This window comes from Methanobacterium subterraneum (assembly GCF_002813695.1).
Classification (GTDB): domain Archaea; phylum Methanobacteriota; class Methanobacteria; order Methanobacteriales; family Methanobacteriaceae; genus Methanobacterium; species Methanobacterium subterraneum.
This window is the reverse complement of sequence record NZ_CP017768.1, coordinates 1,112,253-1,132,662: the sequence shown is the minus strand read 5'-3', so window position 1 is coordinate 1,132,662 and position 20,410 is coordinate 1,112,253. Positions and strand designations below refer to the sequence as shown.

Below are 20,410 nucleotides of genomic sequence, written 5' to 3'. Positions count from 1 at the left end.
ATAAAATGCAGGTAGAATGCTACGATGAAAATGGGCGTGAAGTCTACGATATGATCACTAGACACATACTCCAGGAAGTACAAGTAGTTCGCGCAGTGAAAGATATTCAAATATACGTGGATCCCCGTGAACCAGTGTTTATCATCGTGGTCCAGTATGAAAAAACATCCCCTCCAGTGGTCATGGAGGACTTTGCAGAATACGAATACGATGCTGAAGCCAACGAAGCTTTCATAAAGATAAAAGATGAAAACTATCTACCCGAACTTCTGAAAAAACTCTGGGAAATTGAGGGAAGGAATAAAATACATCAACCCAGCCGTTTCGAGGTTATTGTTGATGACCCTCAGATTAAACTGGAAGGACTGGTGGTCCACAACCCTGAAGAAGACCTTAAGAAGAAGGTCTATGATGCCATTTTCAGGATTATTCCCGAAGGATTCCGGGTGGTGGATCACTACTCCCAGGGCAACATCATTGCCCTTACCTGTTCCGATGAGTACATCAAGGAAGAATACCTGGAAAAAACTCGCCAGATCATTAAAAAAATGGAAGAGAATAAAAAATCATATTAAATAAATAACATCCACTAGAAATTTTAAACTAAAAAATCAAATTAATAACTGAATATTCCTGGAAATTTTTAAAAACTACAATGGAATTTTTTAAAGTCACATCCACCAAAGATGGGGAGGAAATTCTATGAATGAATCTAAATTCGCACATATAACCCGTGTACATCCATGTTTTAATGAAAAAATGCATGACAAGGTGGGAAGAGTTCATCTGCCCATCGCACCTCGCTGTAATATACAGTGCAACTTCTGCACCCGTGAACTTAACAAATGTGAACAACGCCCTGGAGTATCCTCCAGGGTAATGACGGTGGAAGAAGCAGTAATCCATGTAGCTAAGGTTATCAAGGAAATGCCCATCAGCGTGGTGGGAGTAGCCGGACCCGGCGATGCCCTGGCCAACCCCGAAACACTGGAATTCTTCCGAATAATCGATAAAAAATTCCCAGACCTTATAAAGTGTATGAGTACCAATGGCCTCCTACTTGCAGATATGGCTGAGGAAGTGGCCGAAGTAAACGTCAGCACCATCACCGTAACTGTCAATGCAGTGGACCCTGAAATTGGTAAAAACATATATTCCAGAGCAGTTTATGATGGTAAGGTCTACCAGGGAGAGGAAGCATTCAAGATCATATCCGAAAAACAATTAGAAGGAATCGAAAAGATATCCAAACTGGGAGTGGTGGTCAAGGTTAACAGCGTCCTCATACCCGGCCTTAACGATGAACACATTGAAGACATCGCCAGGGAAGTGAAAAAACGAGGTGCCAGTTTGATGAACGTCATACCGCTCATACCCTTATATAAAATGAAGGATTATCCCAAACCGGGATGTGATGAACTCTCCAATGTAAGGGATAAAGTGGAAGAAACCATACCAGTCTTCCGTGCCTGCACCCAGTGCCGGGCCGATGCCTACGGAGTCCCTGGAAAAGAGGATAAACACCTGGACATGACCCCAGCCAGCCATTACTAGGGATACTTCATCACTTTAAACCATTTTTTTTAATTTAACTGATAAATTTGTTTTAAATCAATTATATTCATCATTATCACGAATCTAGTACTCATTTATTATATTTCAAAATATTAATCGGATACTAGCAAACACTAATTTATTAAAAAATCGGATGTGAATTAACCATGAAAACCATGTACTGGAAGGATGACCTTCTTTACCTATTAGATCAGACTTTACTTCCCCACGAAACAGAATACCTTGTGTGCGGAACATATCAAGATGTTATAACTGCCATTAAAACCATGGTGGTCCGGGGAGCCCCAGCTATTGGTGTGGCCGCTGCCTTTGGGATGGCTCTGGCCTTTTTGGCAGATGAAGATATGGAAGAAGCAGCCCAAAAAATGAAAGACGCTAGACCAACAGCAGTGAACCTGTTCTGGGCAGTGGACCGGGTTATGGGATCAGATGATCCTCTTAAAGAAGCATTACTAATATATGAAGAAGATATGGATACCAACCGACGCATGGGCAGATACGGAGCCGCAGTGATCGATGATGGTGACACCATACTGACCCACTGTAATGCCGGGGCACTGGCCTGTGTGGATTACGGCACAGCATTAGGGGTTATCCGCGCAGCCAATGAGGAAGGGAAAAACATCAATGTGGTGTGTGATGAAACCCGACCAGTACTCCAGGGAGCCAGACTGAGTGTCTGGGAAATGCAACAGGAAAACATACCAGTGAAACTCATCGTGGATGGTGCTGCCGGCCGTCTTATGCAGGAAGGAGAGATAAATAAGGTGGTCATAGGGGCAGACCGGGTGGCTAAAGGTGGAATAGCCAACAAAATAGGATCACTCATGGTGGCACTGGCAGCCAAACGATTCAACGTACCATTCTATGTGGCTGCACCTAAAAGCACCTTCGACAGTGAAAACAGCATATACGATACTGTGGTAGAAGAACGCGATCCTATGGAAGTTTTAGCCTTTGCTGGATGTATTGCAGCACCATTAGGTACCCAGGTTCGTAACCCCTCATTTGATGTGGTGCCCAGCGACCTTATAACCGGTATTATAACTGAAGATGGAATTGTGGATCCTTTCTGAATAAATATGGAAGGGAGCTTAATTTTTATATTCAAGACTTAGTGATAAAATATCTTAGTAAGAATAATAAGATTAAATAGGACTTATTTTTCCAGTTAAGAATAAAAATAACTAATTTATCCCAAATTATCCCAAATATTTCTTATTATTCCATCTATTTCTTAAATCCAGCATAAAATAGTTAAAATTCATTAAATCTAATCAGAAACTAATCTTTTTGACAAATCAGCAAAGGGTTTAGTAACATCCACGTTGGAAAGTTTCTTTAGGGCCTGGAAAAATTCAGGGGTTGATTTTGTTTCTATTTCTTCCAAGAGCCAGTTTTTACAGAAAAAGCTTTGAGAACCATGAATGATCTTTACCTGCCAAATATCTCCTTCAATAGAAATGTCATCTCCATTGGAGATCTCCTCCTCAGTGGAGACATTATTATTGGGAAAGTCACAGTCACAATTGTCATCAGGGCAATTACAAGACTCCTCACCAGTTTGATGATTTTCTGATGATGATTTTCCCCCATTATCCGGTGGAAGCCGGCAATCTTCCCATTCCCAAATACCGCAATGATCTAGATCATCCCAGAAGTGTTTCCATTTTCCTGTTTCAGGAATGGAAACCATGGTCAAGTATTCATTCTTTTCAGATAGATGAGAATCTGCTTCTGAAAAAAAGAAGAGCCTCCCCTCCACTAATTTAAGTGAATTATGCCCGCCCTGGCTAAATGAGTATTCCACTTCCAATAATTCGGGAAATTTTTCTTCAGTCATAAAAACTCCTTGAACCTCTTATTAATTCTTGTTATTGTATTTAAGTATACGAGTGCATTTTCCTGGTAATTTATTGGATTAAGGATGCAATCTTTGATAAGTTTTGATATATCTATTCTCAGGTGATTCTGGCATCAATGGCCACATGCCATACTCCGGGACTACGGGACTTGACTTTCCGTTTACCCAGAACCTCAACCTGGCGGGGATAGGCTGCCTCTTCAACCCTTTTGATAGGATCTTCATAGTCACGGCTGAACTGATAATAATTAAGAACCCCTCCGGGTTTTAAATGCTCCACTGCCACTTGCAGGAACTTGGAGGCGGTTCCCGGCAAATTCATAATAATCCGGTCTGCCTTCACATCCAGATCCTTTAAAACTTCAGCCACATCACCCAAGAGTGGGTTAATCTTTCCCTGCACCTTGTTTAACTCAATATTTTCCTTGAGGTAATGAATTGCTGATGGGTTGATGTCTATGGCGTATATCTCCACATTTTTGAGTTGGGGTCTACGGGCAATGTTAATTGCAAAGGGACCCACCCCAGTGAACATGTCAATAATCACCTCACCATCTGTGACCTGATCCCCAATGATCCGTCTTTCCGTGGCCAGACGGGGACTGAAATAAACCTTCTTCACATCCAGCATTATCCGGGAATCATATTCCCGGTGGACGGTTTCAGGGATATCCTCACCAGCAAGATGTTCCAATTCCCTAGTGCGGACAACACCCTTAATCGCACTTTTTTTACGATAAACAGACCTTCTTTTGGTGAATCTAAGGGCAGCATCACCAATGAGGTACTTCTCTTCCTCCAGGTCTCCAGGAATCTCCAGGATCACCACATCCCCCATAATATCAAAGGATTTTTTGAACTCCTCCATCTTTCTCTGTGGTATCTTTCCCTGGAGGTAATTTTCCATATTCCGGGGTCGCCTTTTAACTTCTTCAAATTCAGTATCCACAATATTACCCATATCAAGCCCAATTTCTTCCAAAAAATCATTATCAGGTTCTTGAGTTAGGGGGAGGTACACGTGGTCCTCCCAGCGTCTGATTTTCCAATCATGATCCAGAATTGCCTTCTCCTGTAGAAGGAGGCGGATACGGTTAGCTTCATTTTTAGGGACCTTTAATCCAATCATGGAATTCCTCGAATTTATTATTATATTTCTCTAATCTCTTGTATTCTTTTAATTTATTTCATTTATCCTAGTTCCCTCTATTTATCTTTATTTCCTTTACATTATCCTAGGTTTCTTTAAGTTTTTCCAGGAATATCCCTTTTTAGAATTACTGATTAACAATTTATGTTAACCCTAAAATAAAATTTTATAAACATCCCATCCCATAATTAGATGTTGAAGGTGAAAAAAATGCTCTACCTGGTTGGACTGGGACTTTACGATGAAAAAGACATATCACTAAATGGTCTGGAGGCCATTAAATCCGCTGATGTTGTTTACGCAGAATTCTACACTGCCCGTCTATTTGGGGGTGATCTGAAATCACTGGAAAGCCTGGCCGGAGTAACCATAAACATACTCCGCCGGGAAGAAGTTGAAGAAGATAATTTACCCATTAAACAGGCAGAGAATAATGATGTGGCATTCCTAACAGCAGGTGACCCGTTAATGGCAACCACCCATTCTGACATCCTGATGGAAGCCCGCAGGAATGGTATAAAAACCAGGGTTATACATGCATCATCCATACTCTCAGCAGCTCCAGGTATTGCTGGCCTGCAGGCCTACAAATTTGGGAAAGTCACCACCATCCCCCGGCCGGAACAAAACTACTTCCCCCACTCACCCTACCATGTTATTGGGGAGAATAAGAAAATGGGATTGCACACCCTGGTTTTGCTGGATATCCAGGCCCACCGGGATTACTACATGACTGCCAATGAAGGACTGGAATACCTCCTGCGCGTGGAAGAGGAACGAAGGGAAGAAATCATAGAAGAAGATACCTTGGCAGTGGTTATTGCCAGGGCAGGTTCTCCTGAGCCGCTGGTCCGGGCTGATCGGGTAGATAAATTAACGGAGGAAGATTTTGGAGGCCCATTACATTGCATTATGATACCGGGGGATTTGCACTTTCTGGAGGCCGAGGGACTGGTGGTATTGGGGAACGCACCAGAATTCATTCTGGAAGAAGATTAAATCAGATGCTGGATTAATTAGATGGGGAATTAGTTATTGGGATGTTTAAAGGATTTTATTTATGAATATCATTAAATATTGTCTAGAAATTAATTAGAATCATGGGATAAAGAATCATTGCATTGATAAAAATTAAGGATTTCAAAAATGGCTACAAATTCATTTAAAAAGGACTTTGATATTGCCAGACCATACCTGAAGTGGGCGGGGGGCAAAACTCAGCTTCTTTTAGAACTTGAAAAGAGATTACCTCTATTTATACTGGAAAGTGGGGTTATTGAAAGGTATGTGGAGCCCTTTGTTGGAGGGGGGGCCATGTTTTTCTACCTGAAAAACCATTACCAGGTCACAGAATCCATTCTCCTGGATGTCAATCCGGAATTAATCATGGCTTATAGGGTGATTCAAAGTGACGTGGATAAACTCATCACCCTCCTGAAGAATATGGAAACAGAACACCTCAGTAAGGGCGAAGAGGTGAGGAAAGAGAATTTTTACAGTATACGGGAGGAATACAACCAAAAGATGCAGGATATGGATTATCAGAATTATGGTGATGAATGGATCCAGAGAACTGCTCTCTTGATATTTCTGAATAAGACTTGCTTCAATGGACTGTTTCGTATCAATAGCAAGGGTGAGTTCAACGTGCCTTTTGGCAGGTACCGGAATCCTACCATTTGTGATGAAGGAAACTTGCAGGCAGTGCATCATGCCCTTGAAAAAACTGAGATTCTGTGCAGGGACTTCACCCATGCCCGACACTTCATTGAAAGAAACACCTTAGTGTACATGGACCCACCCTATAGGCCCTTAAACAGCACTTCTCATTTCACCAGTTACTCCCGGGAGCGCTTCAATGACCAGGATCAGGAAAAACTGGCACATTTTTATAGGGAAATGGATTCAAAAGGAGCATACCTAATTCTAAGTAATAGTGACCCTAAAAATCATGATTTGAAAGATAATTTCTTTGATGAACTCTATAGTGGGTATGAAATCGATCGGGTGCCTGCTAAACGTAACATTAACTCTAACACGTCCAGCCGGGGGGAGATAAAAGAGTTAATCATCAGGAATTTCCATGATTAAACTATTGATTCAGGACTAATATTATGGATTTATGATTAAATATTTGATGGGAGAACTGTTTAATTAAATTAATAATTTAATTGATTGCAAATCGATAAAATAGAGTTTAATTGGAGGGAATACCTTGAAATGTGCTTCTTGCACTAAGAAAGATTGTTTTAACGGCAAGGACTGCCTGGAAAATAGAGAAGAAATCAAAGAACTTTACAGGGAGGGGGAAAGTGATTTACTCAAAGCATCATCTGCTATCGAAGCTAGATACTACATGGAGAAAACCCGTATTGAAGAGGTTATTCTCTTTTCAAAGGAGATGAATTATAAAAAGATTGGAATGGCATTCTGTGTGGGTTTAGAACAGGAAGCCCACCAGATACAGAAAATATTCAAAAAACATTTTAAGGTCTACTCAGTTTGCTGTAAGGTATGTGGTATTGATAAGGCAGATTTCAAACTGGAACAGATTGATAAAAAAAGTTATGAATCCATGTGCAACCCCTTAGGGCAGGCATCAATTCTCAATGAAAAAAACACAGACCTTAACATCATAATTGGACTGTGTATTGGTCATGACATACTGTTCACCAGACATTCAGAGGCTCCAGTAACTACTCTGGTTGTAAAGGACAGAGTCCTTACCCACAACCCATTAGGAGCAGTTTATTCAAAATACTATCAAAATAAACTTAATAAGTGACTGGTCTGATAATTGACCAAAGCTCGACTGATATGGGTTCAAATTTTAGGAATAAGTAATGAATTTAGAGATCTGTTAATTTTAGGGATATACATACGCCTTTACTAATTAAAACTTCCATATTCCTAAAATCTTTTAAACCTCACTCATTCTCAGAACTTACATATTTATCAGTAAATTCACATTTTTCCACATTTTGCAGGGGAATCAGTACGATTTTATGCCCAGTCTCCTGTGCAACATAAATAATCTCAATTAAACCACGTTTTTCATGGATTTCAATTGATTCCACTCCAAATTCACCTTTTCTGAAGTTATGCACACTTTCATTGATCATGCTCACTTCAATCCGGTCAATCATTTCTAACACCTCTTATTATCCTTAACTAAACTAATTCCTTCAATTTCCGGTTATAAATCTCTTCTTTCACAATCAGCCATAATTGGCTATCAGGTGATGCATCTAATTATCTAATATCTATAATCTATATCTCATGGAATAAATCTTCATGGAATATCATTACCATGGAAAAACTTCAGGGTAGAAAAATAAAATCAATTATCTACTTAATCAGGAGTTCTCAGCCGGGTATATATAGAAAAAACAAGGGGCATTACTATAACTTACAGTTATCATTTCCTGGTTAATCGAAGCCTGAACTGGCTGCACCGGAAACCTTGGTTTTCCATAACTTGCGTTTCCCTAAATAGTTATTATTAATAATTTACATAAATGTGTATTAATAATGGAGGAATAAAATGGCTGGCAACATTATTATAGAGGCCCGTGAAGTCACCCGGGATTTTGGTGATTTCAGGGCGGTAGATAACCTGAATTTAAAAATAAAAAAAGGTGAGGTTTTTGGTTTTTTAGGGCCCAATGGGGCTGGTAAAACCACTTCCATAAATATGATGGTGGGATTGTTACGTCCTAGTAGTGGACAGATATTCATTGATGGAAAGGGTGTGGAAAAAATCGAAAAATGCACCATAGGTATCTGCCCCCAGGAACTGGTTTTATGGGACTTTTTAACCTGTAAGGAAAGCCTCATGCTCATGGGAGACATGTGCCAGGTTCCCAGGAATGAATTAAAGGTACGAGTACAGAAACTCTTGGATGATCTTTTCCTGCAGGACAAGGCTAACACCCTTGTTGCTCAGCTATCCGGAGGAATGAAACGTCGTTTGAACCTGGCCATGGCTGTAGTGCACCAGCCAGATATTGTAGTGCTGGATGAACCCTCTGAAGGTCTTGACCCCCAGTCCCGCCGGGTGTTATGGCATTACATACGCAGCCTGCGGGATGATGAGGGCAAAACCGTTATTTTAACTACCCACTTAATGGATGAAGCCGACCGATTATCGGACCGTATCGCCATCATTGACCATGGTAAACTCCTCCGCCTGGACACACCTTCCAACCTTAAAAAGGAGATAGGTGAAGGTGATGTGGTGGAAATGAAGCTCTCCAACCCGGCCTCAAATCAGGAAGTTATCAATATCCTGGCGGATATGCCTGATGTACAGGCTGTGGTAGAAATAGATGATGGATTGAATGTCCGTGCCCTGGATGCTGTGGGCAAACTCCCACAGATAATAGACCTGGTGGAAACCACTGGTGTGCATGTTTCTGACCTTTCTATTCGTCAGAATACTCTGGAGGATGTATTTATAGATCTGACTGGCACAGGGCTGAGGGAGTAGAAAATGAAGTTTATAAGCATAGCCCAAAAGGATTTTAAAGAATTGATACGTGACCGCAGGGGCCTGGCAATGATCCTGCTTTTTCCAATGTTCTTCATGCTGGTCTTTGGATTTGCATTTGGGGGGATGGGCCAGAATAACCAACCTAACATGATCGCCGTGGTTAACTACGACACCGGGGCCACCCTGCCTGGTACCGGGGAACAGGTGAACTTCGGGAACAATCTAACCAAAGTTCTGGAAGACTCCACTTATCCTGACAGTGATGTGAATCTGTTTAACGTCACCAAAACCACTGAAACTGATGCCGATAAAAAAATCAAAACAAGGGATGTGGATGCCGAGCTAATCATACCTCCCAACTTCTCCCAATCAGTGGTGGCACTAATCACCAGCACCATACAGCAGCAGACAACCATTAATCCTCCTTCCAATGTTACATCCACCCTAATTATCAGGGGAGACACTAGCTACATTGGATTTGGGGTGAGTCAGGGAATATTAACCGGTGTACTGGGACAATACCAGGATAAACTCATGAGTGAAATAAGGAATGCATTTACTGGATCTCCGGGAGTTGAAGCGGACACCTACCTGCAGACTAGGGTGGAATCCATTCCCGGAACCGGTTCCTTCACCACCTTCGACTTTATGGCCCCTGGAATGATTGTATTTGCCATACTCCTTTTAACCACCACTGTGGCCGCTGCCTTAACTCGTGAAGTGGAAAAAGGAACCCTATCCAGACTTAAACTCTCTAAAATGACATCATTCGACCTTTTATTCGGTGGACTCATACCTTGGTCACTTATTGCCGCTGCACAGGTTATAATCCTTCTAACAGTGGCGGTTTTAATCGGATTCCATTGGCAGGGGGGTTTATACACTCTTTTACTGGCTATTTTAGTGGGGATAATTGGAGGAGTGGCTTCCATATCTCTGGGAATGATAATAGCTGCCTTTGCCCGTAACGACAGGCAGGCGGCCAACCTGGGGACCCTTATAAGTGTTCCCACCAGTTTCCTGGTTGGGGCATTCTTCCCTTTACCTCAAGTGGTGATCGCCAACTTCTGGGGACAACCATTCCAGGTATACGACCTACTTCCCTGGACACACATCCTGAACGCCCTCAGATCCACCCTAACCTTCGGTGGGGGATGGGATACCATAGCCTATCAAGTGGGATGGGCAGTTCTGTTAACCATAATTCTATTCATCATTGGGGTGGGATTGTTTTCCAAAAATAGATTAAGAGCAGAAAACTAAAATAAGAAACAAAGGGGGTACTAAAAAACCCTCTTTTTTTTAGTGGGTGGAATGGCATAATAATTGATTAGGAAGGAACAGTCAATATTAAAAGTATGAGGAGTTGATGGATATGCAGATGGAAAAACACGGCCATAAACATCATGGTAAATCAACCCGGGATATACTGGACCCTAAAACTGTATTGTCAGCCATGGGTTTAAAGCAAGGACAGACTTTAATGGATGCTGGTTGTGGTGATGGGCACATATCACTGGCTGCTTCCGGTTTGGTGGGAAATGAAGGGAAAATATTCTCTTTGGATGTTTATCAGCCCAGCCTGGATCAGCTAAAAGCAGAAATCAAAAAGGAAGGAATAAATAACATCGCACCGATTCTGGCGGATATGACTGTAATGATACCGTTGGATGATGAATCTGTGGATAAGTGTGTCATGGCTAATGTACTCCATGGATTTGCAGCGGAAGGAACCTTAAATCTGCCTTTATCTGAAATTAAGAGGGTTTTAAAGCCAGGTGGCACCTTTGCAGTGGTGGAATTCATTAAAGTGGTGGGGCCACCAGGACCATCCTACGATGTTCGTTTAACTCCTGAAAATGTGGAAAAAATTCTGTTAGAACATGGATTTAAGATTGGTGGAACCACCGAAGTTGGGAAATACCATTACCTGGTGGAATCTTTTAAAAAGTAAATATTCAATAATATGGTAATTTTTTCCCAAAAAACCTTAGGCATTTTTTTAATAAGATAAGGAATGGATAGTTTCATTATGATTAGTATAATTGGGTGTAACTATCCACAAAATCCCCATAATCTCTGTCTAAAATCCTCAGAGCAGACATTGCTTCAGGGGAAGAGCAGCATCTTTCTTCTACCAGATTACGCAGAGTTCCGTTTTTTATATTGGCCCTCACCTCCCTCAAAACGAAGTCCAGAGACTCACGATTATATTTCTTTAGTTCTTCTGGGTTTAAATCATATACTGGGTACTGTTGTAGGTTATAATTATTGTGAGGTGTGGTCATCACCCCTATTTTAGCATAATAATCTGCACTGGAATTTCCAAACCAATCCACACCTAGATAAACCAGTAAGGGTACAAAATTCAGTTCCACGAATGGGAAGAATAGAGATGAGTTGGGACTAATATTCTGCCGTAGGCTGGTGATTATCTTCAAAAGATCTTGAGGTCTTCTTAACAGTTCTTCAGGATTAGCCACCAGGAAAAGCCGATAACCTAATTCTTCCAGTCCAGCAGCACATTCCAAGCGAAGATTAGGGTACTTAGCCCCGTGAATCACTGCTATCTGTTTAACATCACCTTTCTCGGCATGTTTCAGAGTATTTTTCACAGACCATTCTGCCATTTCTCGAGGTACATCGTAGGGCATTGGTTCGTCTGGAACCATTAACTCTGGATTAAATTCTAAAATATTTGGTGTTTCAGTAGTCTGGTACTTTCCCTGCCTCGCCGGTCCGTCGTGTGATTTTATTTCCAACATGTGATCAGTTTCTTTTTTAATAATTAATGGTTTGTAATGTTAATTTTTAATCAATAGATTCATAATCAATTATTTATTTTATTCATTACAATTTAATACACTTATCCTCTGAAGGTGTAACCTAAAAGGTTACAGCTAGCTAATTTTTAGCAACCTTTATATAGCTCTATACTAAAGACTTTTAACTGGAAATCACATGGTTTTCCAAGAGAACCGTGGGATGACCGGGGCGTGAATATAATGAGCTTTTTAGATCGCTTAAAAAACGTAATTAGTGGCGGAGAAGAGCCGCAAAATAAAGATAAAGTGGCAAAATCAGAGACAGAAAAGCCCCCGGTTGAAGAAAAAGAAACAGTAACACAAGAGACAGTCGAGGAAGTTCCTGAGAAATCAGAAGTAACAGAATCAACAGAACCAGAAACTCCAGCTGAAGAGACGCCGGTGGAAGCCAAAGAGGAACCGGTTGAAGAAAAACCAGTAACTGGGGAAGAACCCTCAGAAACAACTGTTGAAATATCAGAACCAGAAAAAACAACGGAATCAGAACCTGAAATTTCAGAACCTGAGAAAGTAACTGAATCAGAATCTGATACAGAGATTCCAGAAGAAATTGAACCGGAAAAGGCTGAAACTGAAGAATCTGAAGCTGACGAACCAGTCATATCAGAAGAAAAGCCAAAAAAAGAAAGGAGTGAAAGCATGACTTTACTGCAAAGTGATGAAAAACCTATAACCCGTGCAGATGTAGATGAAGATTTCAAACAGGAAATCATGGATGCTGGCGCAGAGTCAGTGGCCATATGTTTCCAGTGCGGTACCTGTACTGGTGCCTGCCCATCAGGAAGAAGAACCCCATACCGGATAAGAGGAGTAGTTAGAAGGGCTGTAATGGGACTCAAAGAAGACGTTATATCCGACGACTCTATCTGGATGTGTACCACTTGTTACGAATGTCAGGAAAGATGCCCACGAGGAATTAAAATCGTAGACATCGTGAAGATCATAAGAAACCAGGCTGCACAGGCTGGATTCATGGCCCAATCACACAAAATGACCGGATTATTCGTTACAAAAACCGGACACGGTGTACCAATTAACGACGCCACCATGGCATTACGAAAAAGTGTTGGTCTAACTGAACTACCACCAACCACTCACCAGTTCCCAGAAGCACTGGAAGAAGTACAAACAATAGTTAAAGCCACAGGTTTCGACACCCTAATCGGCTACAACTGGGAAACAGGAGAACTAGAATAAGGTGATAAAAATGGCATTCGCATATTTCTTAGGATGTATAATGAACAACCGGTACCCTGGAATTGAAAAGGCAACCCGGATCATGTTTGACAATCTGGATATCGAACTACAGGATATGGAAGGAGCATCATGCTGCCCAGCACCCGGAGTATTCGGATCCTTCGACAGAACCACCTGGGCTGCCATCGCTGCCAGGAACTTAACCATAGCCGAAGAACAGGGTAACGACATCATGACCGAGTGTAATGGATGTTTCGGATCACTATTTGAAACCAACCACATGCTCCACGAAGACGCCGCAATGAAGGAAAAGATCAACGGTGTTCTAGCAGAAGCTGGTCGTGAATACAAAGGCGAAATAAACGTAAGACACTTCGCTGAAATCCTTTACAACGATGTTGGAATGGACAAACTAGCAGAATCCGTTACCAACCCCTTAAACCTTAACGTTGCAGTACACTACGGCTGTCACTTCCTCAAACCAAGTGCTGAAATCGATATCGACGACCCAATCCAGCCAACCATACTGGATGAGCTGGTGGAAGTAACCGGAGCAAAATCAGTACCTTACAAGGACAAAATGATGTGCTGTGGAGCTGGTGGTGGATTAAGATCCCGAGACATAGATGTAACTCTATCATTCACCCGTGAAAAACTCCAGAATATGAAAGCAGCAGGAGTAGACGCTATAGTTAACGTTTGTCCATTCTGTCATTTACAGTTCGATGTAGGACAGACCGAAGTTAACAAAGCCTACGACGAAAACTGGGATATACCTGTTTTCCACCTGGCGCAACTCTACGGACTGGCAATGGGGGTCAGTAAAGACGACCTAACTGTCGATGCTCATCAGATCAGTGCAGACCCTGCCCTGGCAAAACTGGATGAAATTACCGGTGGAGAATAAACACATTTTCCATCATCTTCTTTTTTTACCCATAAGTTTTTTATTTTTCAAAATACTAATTAAATACTGATTTTAACTAAGAATTAACCAAACTTATAAAGAGGTGTTTTTTTGTTCGTAGCTACTCTGGCTGGAGTATTCAAATACACGGATTTACCGGAAAAATACGGTCCTTTTGTACAGTACAAAGCATCCATAGATGATAAAACAATAACTGATGCTGATGACATAGCCATTCTTGATATTACAGGCACAGAAAGTGTTTATGTACTGTTTTTAGATTTATATAAAAGCTTAGAAGATATTGATGAAGAGCTTAAGGTAGCTGATGCCAAACTTAACCACCGTTCAAAACAGGTTCTGGAAGGTTACTATGAATGAATTGCCAGCAGAACAGACATGGCTGGTGCTGGTGGAACTTCTCACAGATCTTAGAAAGAAGGAAATGGAGATCCCTAAAGAAATCACCAAAAACATCCAGATGGCCAAAACCACCATTAACTTCTACAAAGTGGATCCCACAGACCCGCAAAGACAGGTAGAAGTCAAACGCATCAACGAATTTTTAACCTCAATACAGGATGCTTTAATGGGTTTAGCTGAAGAGTTAGGTTCAGAGTACGCTGACAAATGGATGGATAAACTTTTAAGGGCTTCCAGGGGAGAAGAAGTCTATCCTCAAAAGAAAACTGAGTCTAAATTCGTGGTTGGCGCACCCTCAGGATTTTCAATGGTCCGAATGAACTTCAAAGCCCCCCTATCCGAGGATAGGGTTCAGGAAATTGCAGAATATGAAAATGTTATCATTGAATTTGAGGAAGATGCCCTGCTGGTGGTGTATGGGGATAAGGAAAACATTAAAAAAAGTCTCCAGGAACTTTCCTCATTTTTCAAGGAACAGATAAATGATATGGAATAAAAAAAAGATCAGTTGGAATGCCTTCGATTCACCTTATTCCAATTGTAATTTTTCTAGTTAGATTTTAGTCAGTAGTTTAAGTGTTCAAACTCAATTTTTTAAATTAAGGGGAAAAACCTATGAAAATACTAGCTGTAAGCGATCTCCATGGCGATATAAAACCCATCATCACTTACCTAACTGATAACAAAGTGGACCTGATAATTATTGCTGGTGATATAACCCATTTCGGCCCCCCTGAACTGGGAGAGGACCTCTTGAATGAAATCAGTTCATTCGAAATACCGGTAATGGTCATACCTGGAAACTGTGACCCCAGATCCATACATACTAACATTGATAACTCCAGGGCTATAAATATCCACGCACGTAATGTAGTAATTAAAAACATAGGAATATGTGGGTTTGGAGGATCAAACCCTACACCATTTGACACCCCCCTTGAATTTGAGGAGGTGCAAATCTATGATGAAGCTAAAAGGGCCATTGAGGGAATAAAAGATGAAAAAATAACCCTTTTCATCACCCACGCCCCGCCCTATAATACTAAAACCGACCTCTTACCTTCAGGGGTGCATGTGGGTAGTACGAGCCTCCGTAAAATAATTGAAGATGTGCAGCCTACCTTGAACATCTGTGGTCATATTCACGAAGCCAGCGGCACTGATAAGATTGGTAAAACCACCATCGTAAACCCGGGGGAACTATCACAGGGTTACGCATGTTTAATCCAAATTCGGGATGATTCCACAAGGGAAAAAATTGAAACTGAAATAATAAAACTTTAAATTCAACAATCGCTTATAATATTCCCTGATAAAAAAAATCCTAAGAGAAAATGATTTAAATGATGTTGACAAATAATATCTTGATTTTTTTAAATATTTACATTGTTGCCATTTTGAGGTGAGATAGATATGATTATGGTTGAAGGAGAGGTAAGCGGGAAAAAATACAGGGAACCCTTTTCAAAGGGAGTTTTAGCCAGGTCTTTAACCCGTGCTGAAATGGATCCCAACAAGGCATACACATTCTCATCCCAGATCGAAGCTCAACTCAAAAAAGATGGCGTAAAATTAATCAAACTGGATGACTTGGTGAATATCGTCCGTCAAAGGCTCAAAAAAGAGGACAGTGAAATAGCAGTCCAATATGGACTTTGGAAAAGGATAAGAAAGTGCCAGGATCCTTTAGTGATTCTCATAGGAGGTTCATCTGGGGTGGGAACTTCCTCCATAGCATTCGAGGTGGCCAACAGACTGGGAATCCGTAACATGATCAGTACCGATATGATACGGGAAGTAATGCGTAAAATCGCATCAAAGGACCTCCTCCCCACCATCTACGAATCCAGCTACACCGCCTACCGCTCCCTGCGCATACCACCACCACCAGAACTGGATGAAGTATTAATAGGATTCAGAGACCATGTGGACACGGTGAGTGTGGGTGTGGAAGCAGTTATTGAACGATCCATAACCGAAGGTATTAGCATAGTAATTGAAGGTGTCCACATAGTACCCGGATTCATCAGGGAAGACCTGGTTTCCAGGGATAACGTGCACATGTTTATTCTAACCCTGGAAGATGAAGAAGTTCATAAAGGCAGATTTTACTCAAGGTGCAGGCAACAATGGGCAAGAAGGCCCCTTGAAAGGTACATGAATTACTTTGGAGCTATTAGAAGAACTCATAAATATTTTGAGAGTCAGGCTAACAAGTACCACGTGCCAGTGATCGAAAACATTGACATCACTACCACCATTGAATCGATTATTGAAGATATTACTAAAACCTATGGAAGTGAAGACCATGTTACGGAAACTGAAGGTTAAGGATGTAATGAGCCAGACGGTTATAACTGTCCCTCCCACTGAAGATGTTGTATTTGCCTTTGAAAAACTGATGAAGTACAAAATAAGCTCACTACCAGTTGTGGATGATAATGGAAAACTGGTGGGAATTGTAACTGCCACTGATCTCGGTCACAACCTGATACTGGATAAATATGAACTGGGAACCACTGTAGGGGAAGTGATGGTTGATCAGGTAATATATGTATCTCCTGAAGACGACCTGGCCACTGCAGTGCAGAAAATGCATGAATACGGTTCAGATGAGGGTATAATCAACCAGTTAATAGTACTGGATGATCATAAATTGGTGGGTATTGTTTCCGATGGGGATATAATTAGATCCATTAAGATTTAATACCTATTCTAGATTCCAATACCTTAATCTTCATATTTCTCTTTTTAAATGGTTTTTTAGTGGGTATAAAAGAAGAATTGATATCAAAAATTGTCCCTGTTTGATGGGGGCGTGATTAGCTTTGCTATGGAAATAGATTCCCTTAATTATACTGATCCCTTCTGAATAGTTAGAAAATCTGAATAAATTAGAAAAGTCATTCTAAGGTTAATTAAAAAATATAAAAAAGGGATATGGGATTATTTTTTAACTTTGAGGAGTTATCCTGGGGGTGAATGAGTCACATAAGTTGGGAAACTTCTTGGTTAATTCCATTTCCAGTTTTTCAATTATCTCCTCTTCTATCTCCGGACTCTTTTGAGCAGTGACTGAGAGAGAATCTGCACTTAAGGAAACATTCAGGTTCTCTTCACCTATATTGAACTCCATGGGTATGGTTTTACCTGCATTCAGTGTTTGAACCATATCAGCCATGATTTCATCACTTATTTTAAGCAGTTTAGTCCCCTGGGGAGTATATGTTTCGTTTAGTGTTTCTATTTTTTTTATCCGGAACGGAGCACAGCCTTCAGTCCGGGCAGCCTTCCGGTTGGTCCAGAACAGGGTTATTATCACCTTTTTCTCATTGTCCAGCCCACTTTCAAATTCCAGTTCTTCCATTTTTCACCCTCCGATTCCCTGTTTTATTTTTTCACATTAGTCACCTTAGTCATTAAATTTCCTAAGGGCCCTCAAATTTGCTACGTTATTTAGTTACTCTTACATTTCCTTAATCTTCCCTGCAATTTCCTGACCTATCTGGTAACACTTATCCAGCTGGTCACCAGTAGGTACATAGTTAACCTCATATTTATCAAAAACTTCGAATCCGCATTTAGTGAGAGTGTCTGCTACTTTGTCCACGGCCTTACCGCTCCATCCCTTGGAGCCGAAGGTAACTGCCAGTCGTTTAAGTCCGGTGCGCTGGAAGCTCAGGCCCTCCAGGTAGTAGAGCAGATCCCCGGCACTGGGGTATGGTCCGTTGAAGAGTGTTGGAACTCCCAGAAGCAAGGCTTTACTATCCAGGATGTCATTAACCATTTCGCTACGCTCATCAGTATGCATGAAGTACATGGCCACATCCACCCCTCCACTCATGAGACCCTCAGCCAGGGCATGGGCCATCATACGGGTGGAGTAATGCATAGTGTCATAGATAATGGTGGCTTTGTCTTTACACTGTCCAGTAGCCCAGTTGGTGTAGGCAGTGATGATCTTCATGGGATCAGTCCAGATCTGACCATGGGATGGGGCTATGACCCTAATATTCTCTAGTAACCCCAGTTCCTTAACCTCCTCCAGCTTGCGCACCACCAGCATTGAGGCGGGGGTCACCAGGTTGGCGTAGAATTTTTGGGCAGCATTCATCAACACGTATTCTGGTATTTCATGATCGTACCTTTCCCTGAAACAGAGGTGCTGGCCAAAGGCATCATTGGAAAACAGTATACCCTCATCCAGGAGGAGGGTGAACATGCTGTCTGGCCAGTGCAACATTTTGGCATCCAGGAAGGCCAGGGTACGGCCCCCTACTTCCAGGGTGTCACCGGTTTTCACCGGGTGGAAGTCAGCATCAGCCAGTCCGGGATAGTGTTGTTTCAAACCATTTATTGCCACCTGGCTGCAGTAAATTGGAGCATCAGGGAAACGCTTGTGAATTTCAGTTAGAGCCCCACTATGATCCTTTTCAATATGGTTCTGGATAATCACATCAATCTTTAATTCCCGGTTCTCCTGGCTAAAGGCATCCTTTATCCTACCCCATAACTGTGCTGAAGAACCAGGGTAAGTGTTATCTACCACTGCAACCTCATTATCTCCAAATACTAAAAATGCATTATAGGTTGTTCCATTAAGGGTGTAACCATGATAATCTCGAATATCCCAATCAAGGACACCAATCCAGTACACACCATCTGCAATCTTAACTGCATCTGCTTTCATTGTTTCCCTCCTAAAAATCAAAACATCTAAACCATAAACTTAATAATTATATGGTACTGGTTTCATATATTTTTTATTACGAACAGTTTCAATTATTGACCGAAAAATCCTATAAAAAAGAAGTATTATGCATTATTTTGTAAAATTACCTTATCATTATATTTTTTTTTATAAATATATGGTCTAATTCAGTGAAAAGTTCAAAAGAATTGCCAATCCTGCAGAAATCCCAATGCAGGCGGGAATGGTAACAATCCAGGTGGTGGCAATGTTTTTTATCACATCCAGTTTGATGGTCTGGGTGCCCCTGGCCAAACCCACTCCAATAACGGTTCCCACCAGGGTCTGGGTGGGCGAAACTGGCATTCCCATGGTGGCGAAGAGGAAAATCACTGAAGCTGCAGATATCTGGGCTGCAAAACCCCTCGAAGGGATGAGATCAGTTATCCTCCTCCCTATGGTGTCGGTAATTCTCCCCCCAGCCACCATGATCCCCATAACAATGCCTATGGCTCCAATGAGTTTAATGTCCAAGCCAGCACTGGCTCCGAAGGCATAATAGAGCACACCGGTGGCCACTGCTATGTCAATAGCCCCCACATTCAACGCTGCAAAGGCAGAACTACCAATCTGGAGGTAGGAGAAAACCTTCTCCAAACGGCCCTTTACTGCAATATCCTTAACTTTCTCCAAAAACGCATTTTTAAGAAGATAATATAGGAAAAACCCTATTAAAAGCCCTAGAAGGGGGGATAAAATCCAGCTAGTAAGTATAAGGCCTAAAACATTCAGGTTCATGTTGTTGATGCCCACAGCAACCAGACCATATCCAAAAACAGCACTGATAATGGCATCGGAGCCAGATATGGGTATTTTTTTAATGAGGGTTATGGTTATCCACAGTGCAGCAGCCAGGGTGATTATAAACGCTCCGGTGGCCGGTAGGATGTCGGCATTGATTATCCCACTACCCACAGTTTTTATCACATTATTTCCCAGATACATGGCCCCGAAAAATTCAAATACTGCCCCCATGATCAGGGCTTTGCGCAGGGTAAGGGAACCACTTCCTACTGTTGTCCCCACTGAATTACCAATGTCATTGGCAGCAATGTTGAAGGCCATGTAGACACTGATAACCACACCAATAACTAGCAGCCATTCCATGCTAATAATATGGGGGAGATGGTTGAAATATTTTTGACCCATTTTTTTCCCTGCAAAAATCTTTTTTTATAGGCATAAATCACTGGAACTCATAGATCTCAAGTTTCTGAATATGGGATA

General features: G+C 41.5%; 23 protein-coding genes. 16 read left to right on the top strand and 7 right to left on the bottom strand.

Annotation, left to right across the window (positions count from 1 at the left end; all coding sequences use genetic code 11):
• The first annotated feature begins 5 nt into the window (after window positions 1-5).
• The 3 genes from BK009_RS05400 to mtnA all read left to right on the top strand — a co-directional run bounded on the left by BK009_RS05400 (window position 6) and on the right by mtnA (window position 2,651).
• A complete protein-coding gene (locus tag BK009_RS05400; protein ID WP_100905945.1) occupies window positions 6-575 on the top strand; it encodes a methanogenesis marker 17 protein in 570 nt (189 codons plus the stop codon).
• Window positions 576-702: 127 nt separating this feature from the next.
• Window positions 703-1,554, top strand: coding sequence for a radical SAM protein (locus tag BK009_RS05395; protein WP_100905946.1), 852 nt, complete (start codon window positions 703-705; stop codon window positions 1,552-1,554).
• A gap of 167 nt (window positions 1,555-1,721) precedes the next feature.
• A complete protein-coding gene (gene mtnA, locus BK009_RS05390) occupies window positions 1,722-2,651 on the top strand; it encodes an S-methyl-5-thioribose-1-phosphate isomerase (RefSeq protein WP_100909204.1) in 930 nt (309 codons plus the stop codon).
• Between the two features lie 197 nt (window positions 2,652-2,848).
• On the opposite strand, the gene BK009_RS05385 is transcribed toward mtnA, so the two are convergent.
• Both BK009_RS05385 and BK009_RS05380 read right to left on the bottom strand, forming a co-directional pair.
• Window positions 2,849-3,418 carry a hypothetical protein gene (locus tag BK009_RS05385; RefSeq protein WP_100909203.1) on the bottom strand — a complete coding sequence of 190 codons (570 nt, stop codon included), beginning with the start codon at window positions 3,416-3,418 and terminating at the stop codon, window positions 2,849-2,851.
• 118 nt (window positions 3,419-3,536) lie between these two features.
• On the bottom strand, window positions 3,537-4,568 hold the full coding sequence (locus BK009_RS05380; protein WP_100909202.1) for a class I SAM-dependent methyltransferase: 1,032 nt from the start codon (window positions 4,566-4,568) through the stop codon (window positions 3,537-3,539).
• Window positions 4,569-4,799: 231 nt separating this feature from the next.
• Between BK009_RS05380 and dph5 the strand changes: the two genes are divergently transcribed.
• The 3 genes from dph5 (at window position 4,800) to BK009_RS05365 (ending at window position 7,374) form a co-directional block, all read left to right on the top strand.
• Window positions 4,800-5,588 (top strand): diphthine synthase, encoded by a 789-nt coding sequence (dph5, locus tag BK009_RS05375; protein ID WP_100905950.1) that lies wholly within the window; start codon window positions 4,800-4,802, stop codon window positions 5,586-5,588.
• Between the two features lie 147 nt (window positions 5,589-5,735).
• A complete protein-coding gene (locus BK009_RS05370; RefSeq protein ID WP_100906871.1) occupies window positions 5,736-6,680 on the top strand; it encodes a DNA adenine methylase in 945 nt (314 codons plus the stop codon).
• 124 nt (window positions 6,681-6,804) lie between these two features.
• Window positions 6,805-7,374: a DUF1847 domain-containing protein gene (locus tag BK009_RS05365; protein ID WP_100906870.1), complete on the top strand. Its 570-nt coding sequence runs from the start codon at window positions 6,805-6,807 to the stop codon at window positions 7,372-7,374.
• A 142-nt stretch (window positions 7,375-7,516) separates the two neighbouring features.
• On the opposite strand, the gene BK009_RS05360 is transcribed toward BK009_RS05365, so the two are convergent.
• Window positions 7,517-7,735 (bottom strand): hypothetical protein, encoded by a 219-nt coding sequence (locus tag BK009_RS05360; protein ID WP_100905952.1) that lies wholly within the window; start codon window positions 7,733-7,735, stop codon window positions 7,517-7,519.
• 398 nt (window positions 7,736-8,133) lie between these two features.
• On the opposite strand from BK009_RS05360, the gene BK009_RS05355 reads away from it, so the two are divergent.
• The 3 genes from BK009_RS05355 (at window position 8,134) to BK009_RS05345 (ending at window position 11,035) form a co-directional block, all read left to right on the top strand.
• A complete protein-coding gene (locus BK009_RS05355; RefSeq protein ID WP_100909201.1) occupies window positions 8,134-9,078 on the top strand; it encodes an ABC transporter ATP-binding protein in 945 nt (314 codons plus the stop codon).
• 3 nt (window positions 9,079-9,081) lie between these two features.
• Complete coding sequence (locus tag BK009_RS05350; RefSeq protein ID WP_100909200.1) at window positions 9,082-10,344, top strand: ABC transporter permease; 1,263 nt, start codon at window positions 9,082-9,084, stop codon at window positions 10,342-10,344.
• 112 nt (window positions 10,345-10,456) lie between these two features.
• The gene (locus tag BK009_RS05345) at window positions 10,457-11,035 is read left to right on the top strand and encodes a class I SAM-dependent methyltransferase (protein ID WP_100905955.1); all 579 of its coding nucleotides are present in this window, start codon (window positions 10,457-10,459) and stop codon (window positions 11,033-11,035) included.
• Window positions 11,036-11,117: 82 nt separating this feature from the next.
• Here the strand turns inward: BK009_RS05345 and BK009_RS05340 are convergent, their stop codons facing one another.
• Window positions 11,118-11,846 (bottom strand): archaeosine tRNA-ribosyltransferase, encoded by a 729-nt coding sequence (locus BK009_RS05340; RefSeq protein WP_100905956.1) that lies wholly within the window; start codon window positions 11,844-11,846, stop codon window positions 11,118-11,120.
• A 240-nt stretch (window positions 11,847-12,086) separates the two neighbouring features.
• Between BK009_RS05340 and hdrC the strand changes: the two genes are divergently transcribed.
• From hdrC to BK009_RS05305, 7 genes are all read left to right on the top strand, one after another.
• Entirely contained in the window at window positions 12,087-13,103 is a 1,017-nt protein-coding gene (gene hdrC, locus BK009_RS12640; protein WP_100906865.1) for a CoB--CoM heterodisulfide reductase subunit C, read from the top strand.
• A gap of 10 nt (window positions 13,104-13,113) precedes the next feature.
• A complete protein-coding gene (hdrB, locus tag BK009_RS05330; RefSeq protein ID WP_100909199.1) occupies window positions 13,114-14,010 on the top strand; it encodes a CoB--CoM heterodisulfide reductase subunit B in 897 nt (298 codons plus the stop codon).
• A 111-nt stretch (window positions 14,011-14,121) separates the two neighbouring features.
• Window positions 14,122-14,391 (top strand): DUF749 domain-containing protein, encoded by a 270-nt coding sequence (locus BK009_RS05325; RefSeq protein ID WP_100906863.1) that lies wholly within the window; start codon window positions 14,122-14,124, stop codon window positions 14,389-14,391.
• Entirely contained in the window at window positions 14,384-14,929 is a 546-nt protein-coding gene (locus BK009_RS05320) for a DUF2096 domain-containing protein (RefSeq protein WP_100905960.1), read from the top strand. The genes BK009_RS05325 and BK009_RS05320 overlap by 8 nt, the downstream gene beginning before the upstream one ends.
• A gap of 119 nt (window positions 14,930-15,048) precedes the next feature.
• Window positions 15,049-15,717 carry a metallophosphoesterase family protein gene (locus tag BK009_RS05315; RefSeq protein WP_100905961.1) on the top strand — a complete coding sequence of 223 codons (669 nt, stop codon included), beginning with the start codon at window positions 15,049-15,051 and terminating at the stop codon, window positions 15,715-15,717.
• A gap of 129 nt (window positions 15,718-15,846) precedes the next feature.
• The gene (locus BK009_RS05310; protein WP_100905962.1) at window positions 15,847-16,764 is read left to right on the top strand and encodes a 2-phosphoglycerate kinase; all 918 of its coding nucleotides are present in this window, start codon (window positions 15,847-15,849) and stop codon (window positions 16,762-16,764) included.
• Window positions 16,742-17,140 carry a CBS domain-containing protein gene (locus BK009_RS05305; protein ID WP_100905963.1) on the top strand — a complete coding sequence of 133 codons (399 nt, stop codon included), beginning with the start codon at window positions 16,742-16,744 and terminating at the stop codon, window positions 17,138-17,140. Before BK009_RS05310 ends, BK009_RS05305 begins: the two co-directional genes overlap by 23 nt.
• 246 nt (window positions 17,141-17,386) lie before the next feature.
• Here BK009_RS05305 and BK009_RS05300 read toward each other — a convergent pair whose 3' ends face one another.
• The 3 genes from BK009_RS05300 to BK009_RS05290 form a co-directional block, all read right to left on the bottom strand.
• Complete coding sequence (locus BK009_RS05300; protein ID WP_100905964.1) at window positions 17,387-17,800, bottom strand: hypothetical protein; 414 nt, start codon at window positions 17,798-17,800, stop codon at window positions 17,387-17,389.
• Between the two features lie 99 nt (window positions 17,801-17,899).
• Window positions 17,900-19,123 (bottom strand): FprA family A-type flavoprotein, encoded by a 1,224-nt coding sequence (locus BK009_RS05295; RefSeq protein ID WP_100909198.1) that lies wholly within the window; start codon window positions 19,121-19,123, stop codon window positions 17,900-17,902.
• Window positions 19,124-19,306: 183 nt separating this feature from the next.
• Window positions 19,307-20,290, bottom strand: coding sequence for an inorganic phosphate transporter (locus BK009_RS05290; protein WP_100907919.1), 984 nt, complete (start codon window positions 20,288-20,290; stop codon window positions 19,307-19,309).
• Window positions 20,291-20,410 lie beyond the last annotated feature (120 nt).

What these genes read in the sequence shown, in the direction of transcription:
- BK009_RS05400 (WP_100905945.1), top strand. Translation starts at nt 6, where the DNA reads ATGCAGGTAGAATGCTACGATGAAAATGGGCGTGAAGTCTACGATATG.
- BK009_RS05395 (WP_100905946.1), top strand. Translation starts at nt 703, where the DNA reads ATGAATGAATCTAAATTCGCACATATAACCCGTGTACATCCATGTTTT.
- mtnA (WP_100909204.1), top strand. Translation starts at nt 1,722, where the DNA reads ATGAAAACCATGTACTGGAAGGATGACCTTCTTTACCTATTAGATCAG.
- BK009_RS05385 (WP_100909203.1), bottom strand. Translation starts at nt 3,418, where the DNA reads ATGACTGAAGAAAAATTTCCCGAATTATTGGAAGTGGAATACTCATTT.
- BK009_RS05380 (WP_100909202.1), bottom strand. Translation starts at nt 4,568, where the DNA reads ATGATTGGATTAAAGGTCCCTAAAAATGAAGCTAACCGTATCCGCCTC.
- dph5 (WP_100905950.1), top strand. Translation starts at nt 4,800, where the DNA reads ATGCTCTACCTGGTTGGACTGGGACTTTACGATGAAAAAGACATATCA.
- BK009_RS05370 (WP_100906871.1), top strand. Translation starts at nt 5,736, where the DNA reads ATGGCTACAAATTCATTTAAAAAGGACTTTGATATTGCCAGACCATAC.
- BK009_RS05360 (WP_100905952.1), bottom strand. Translation starts at nt 7,735, where the DNA reads ATGATTGACCGGATTGAAGTGAGCATGATCAATGAAAGTGTGCATAAC.
- BK009_RS05355 (WP_100909201.1), top strand. Translation starts at nt 8,134, where the DNA reads ATGGCTGGCAACATTATTATAGAGGCCCGTGAAGTCACCCGGGATTTT.
- BK009_RS05350 (WP_100909200.1), top strand. Translation starts at nt 9,082, where the DNA reads ATGAAGTTTATAAGCATAGCCCAAAAGGATTTTAAAGAATTGATACGT.
- BK009_RS05345 (WP_100905955.1), top strand. Translation starts at nt 10,457, where the DNA reads ATGCAGATGGAAAAACACGGCCATAAACATCATGGTAAATCAACCCGG.
- BK009_RS05340 (WP_100905956.1), bottom strand. Translation starts at nt 11,846, where the DNA reads ATGTTGGAAATAAAATCACACGACGGACCGGCGAGGCAGGGAAAGTAC.
- hdrC (WP_100906865.1), top strand. Translation starts at nt 12,087, where the DNA reads ATGAGCTTTTTAGATCGCTTAAAAAACGTAATTAGTGGCGGAGAAGAG.
- hdrB (WP_100909199.1), top strand. Translation starts at nt 13,114, where the DNA reads ATGGCATTCGCATATTTCTTAGGATGTATAATGAACAACCGGTACCCT.
- BK009_RS05320 (WP_100905960.1), top strand. Translation starts at nt 14,384, where the DNA reads ATGAATGAATTGCCAGCAGAACAGACATGGCTGGTGCTGGTGGAACTT.
- BK009_RS05315 (WP_100905961.1), top strand. Translation starts at nt 15,049, where the DNA reads ATGAAAATACTAGCTGTAAGCGATCTCCATGGCGATATAAAACCCATC.
- BK009_RS05310 (WP_100905962.1), top strand. Translation starts at nt 15,847, where the DNA reads ATGATTATGGTTGAAGGAGAGGTAAGCGGGAAAAAATACAGGGAACCC.
- BK009_RS05305 (WP_100905963.1), top strand. Translation starts at nt 16,742, where the DNA reads ATGTTACGGAAACTGAAGGTTAAGGATGTAATGAGCCAGACGGTTATA.
- BK009_RS05300 (WP_100905964.1), bottom strand. Translation starts at nt 17,800, where the DNA reads ATGGAAGAACTGGAATTTGAAAGTGGGCTGGACAATGAGAAAAAGGTG.
- BK009_RS05295 (WP_100909198.1), bottom strand. Translation starts at nt 19,123, where the DNA reads ATGAAAGCAGATGCAGTTAAGATTGCAGATGGTGTGTACTGGATTGGT.
- BK009_RS05290 (WP_100907919.1), bottom strand. Translation starts at nt 20,290, where the DNA reads ATGGAATGGCTGCTAGTTATTGGTGTGGTTATCAGTGTCTACATGGCC.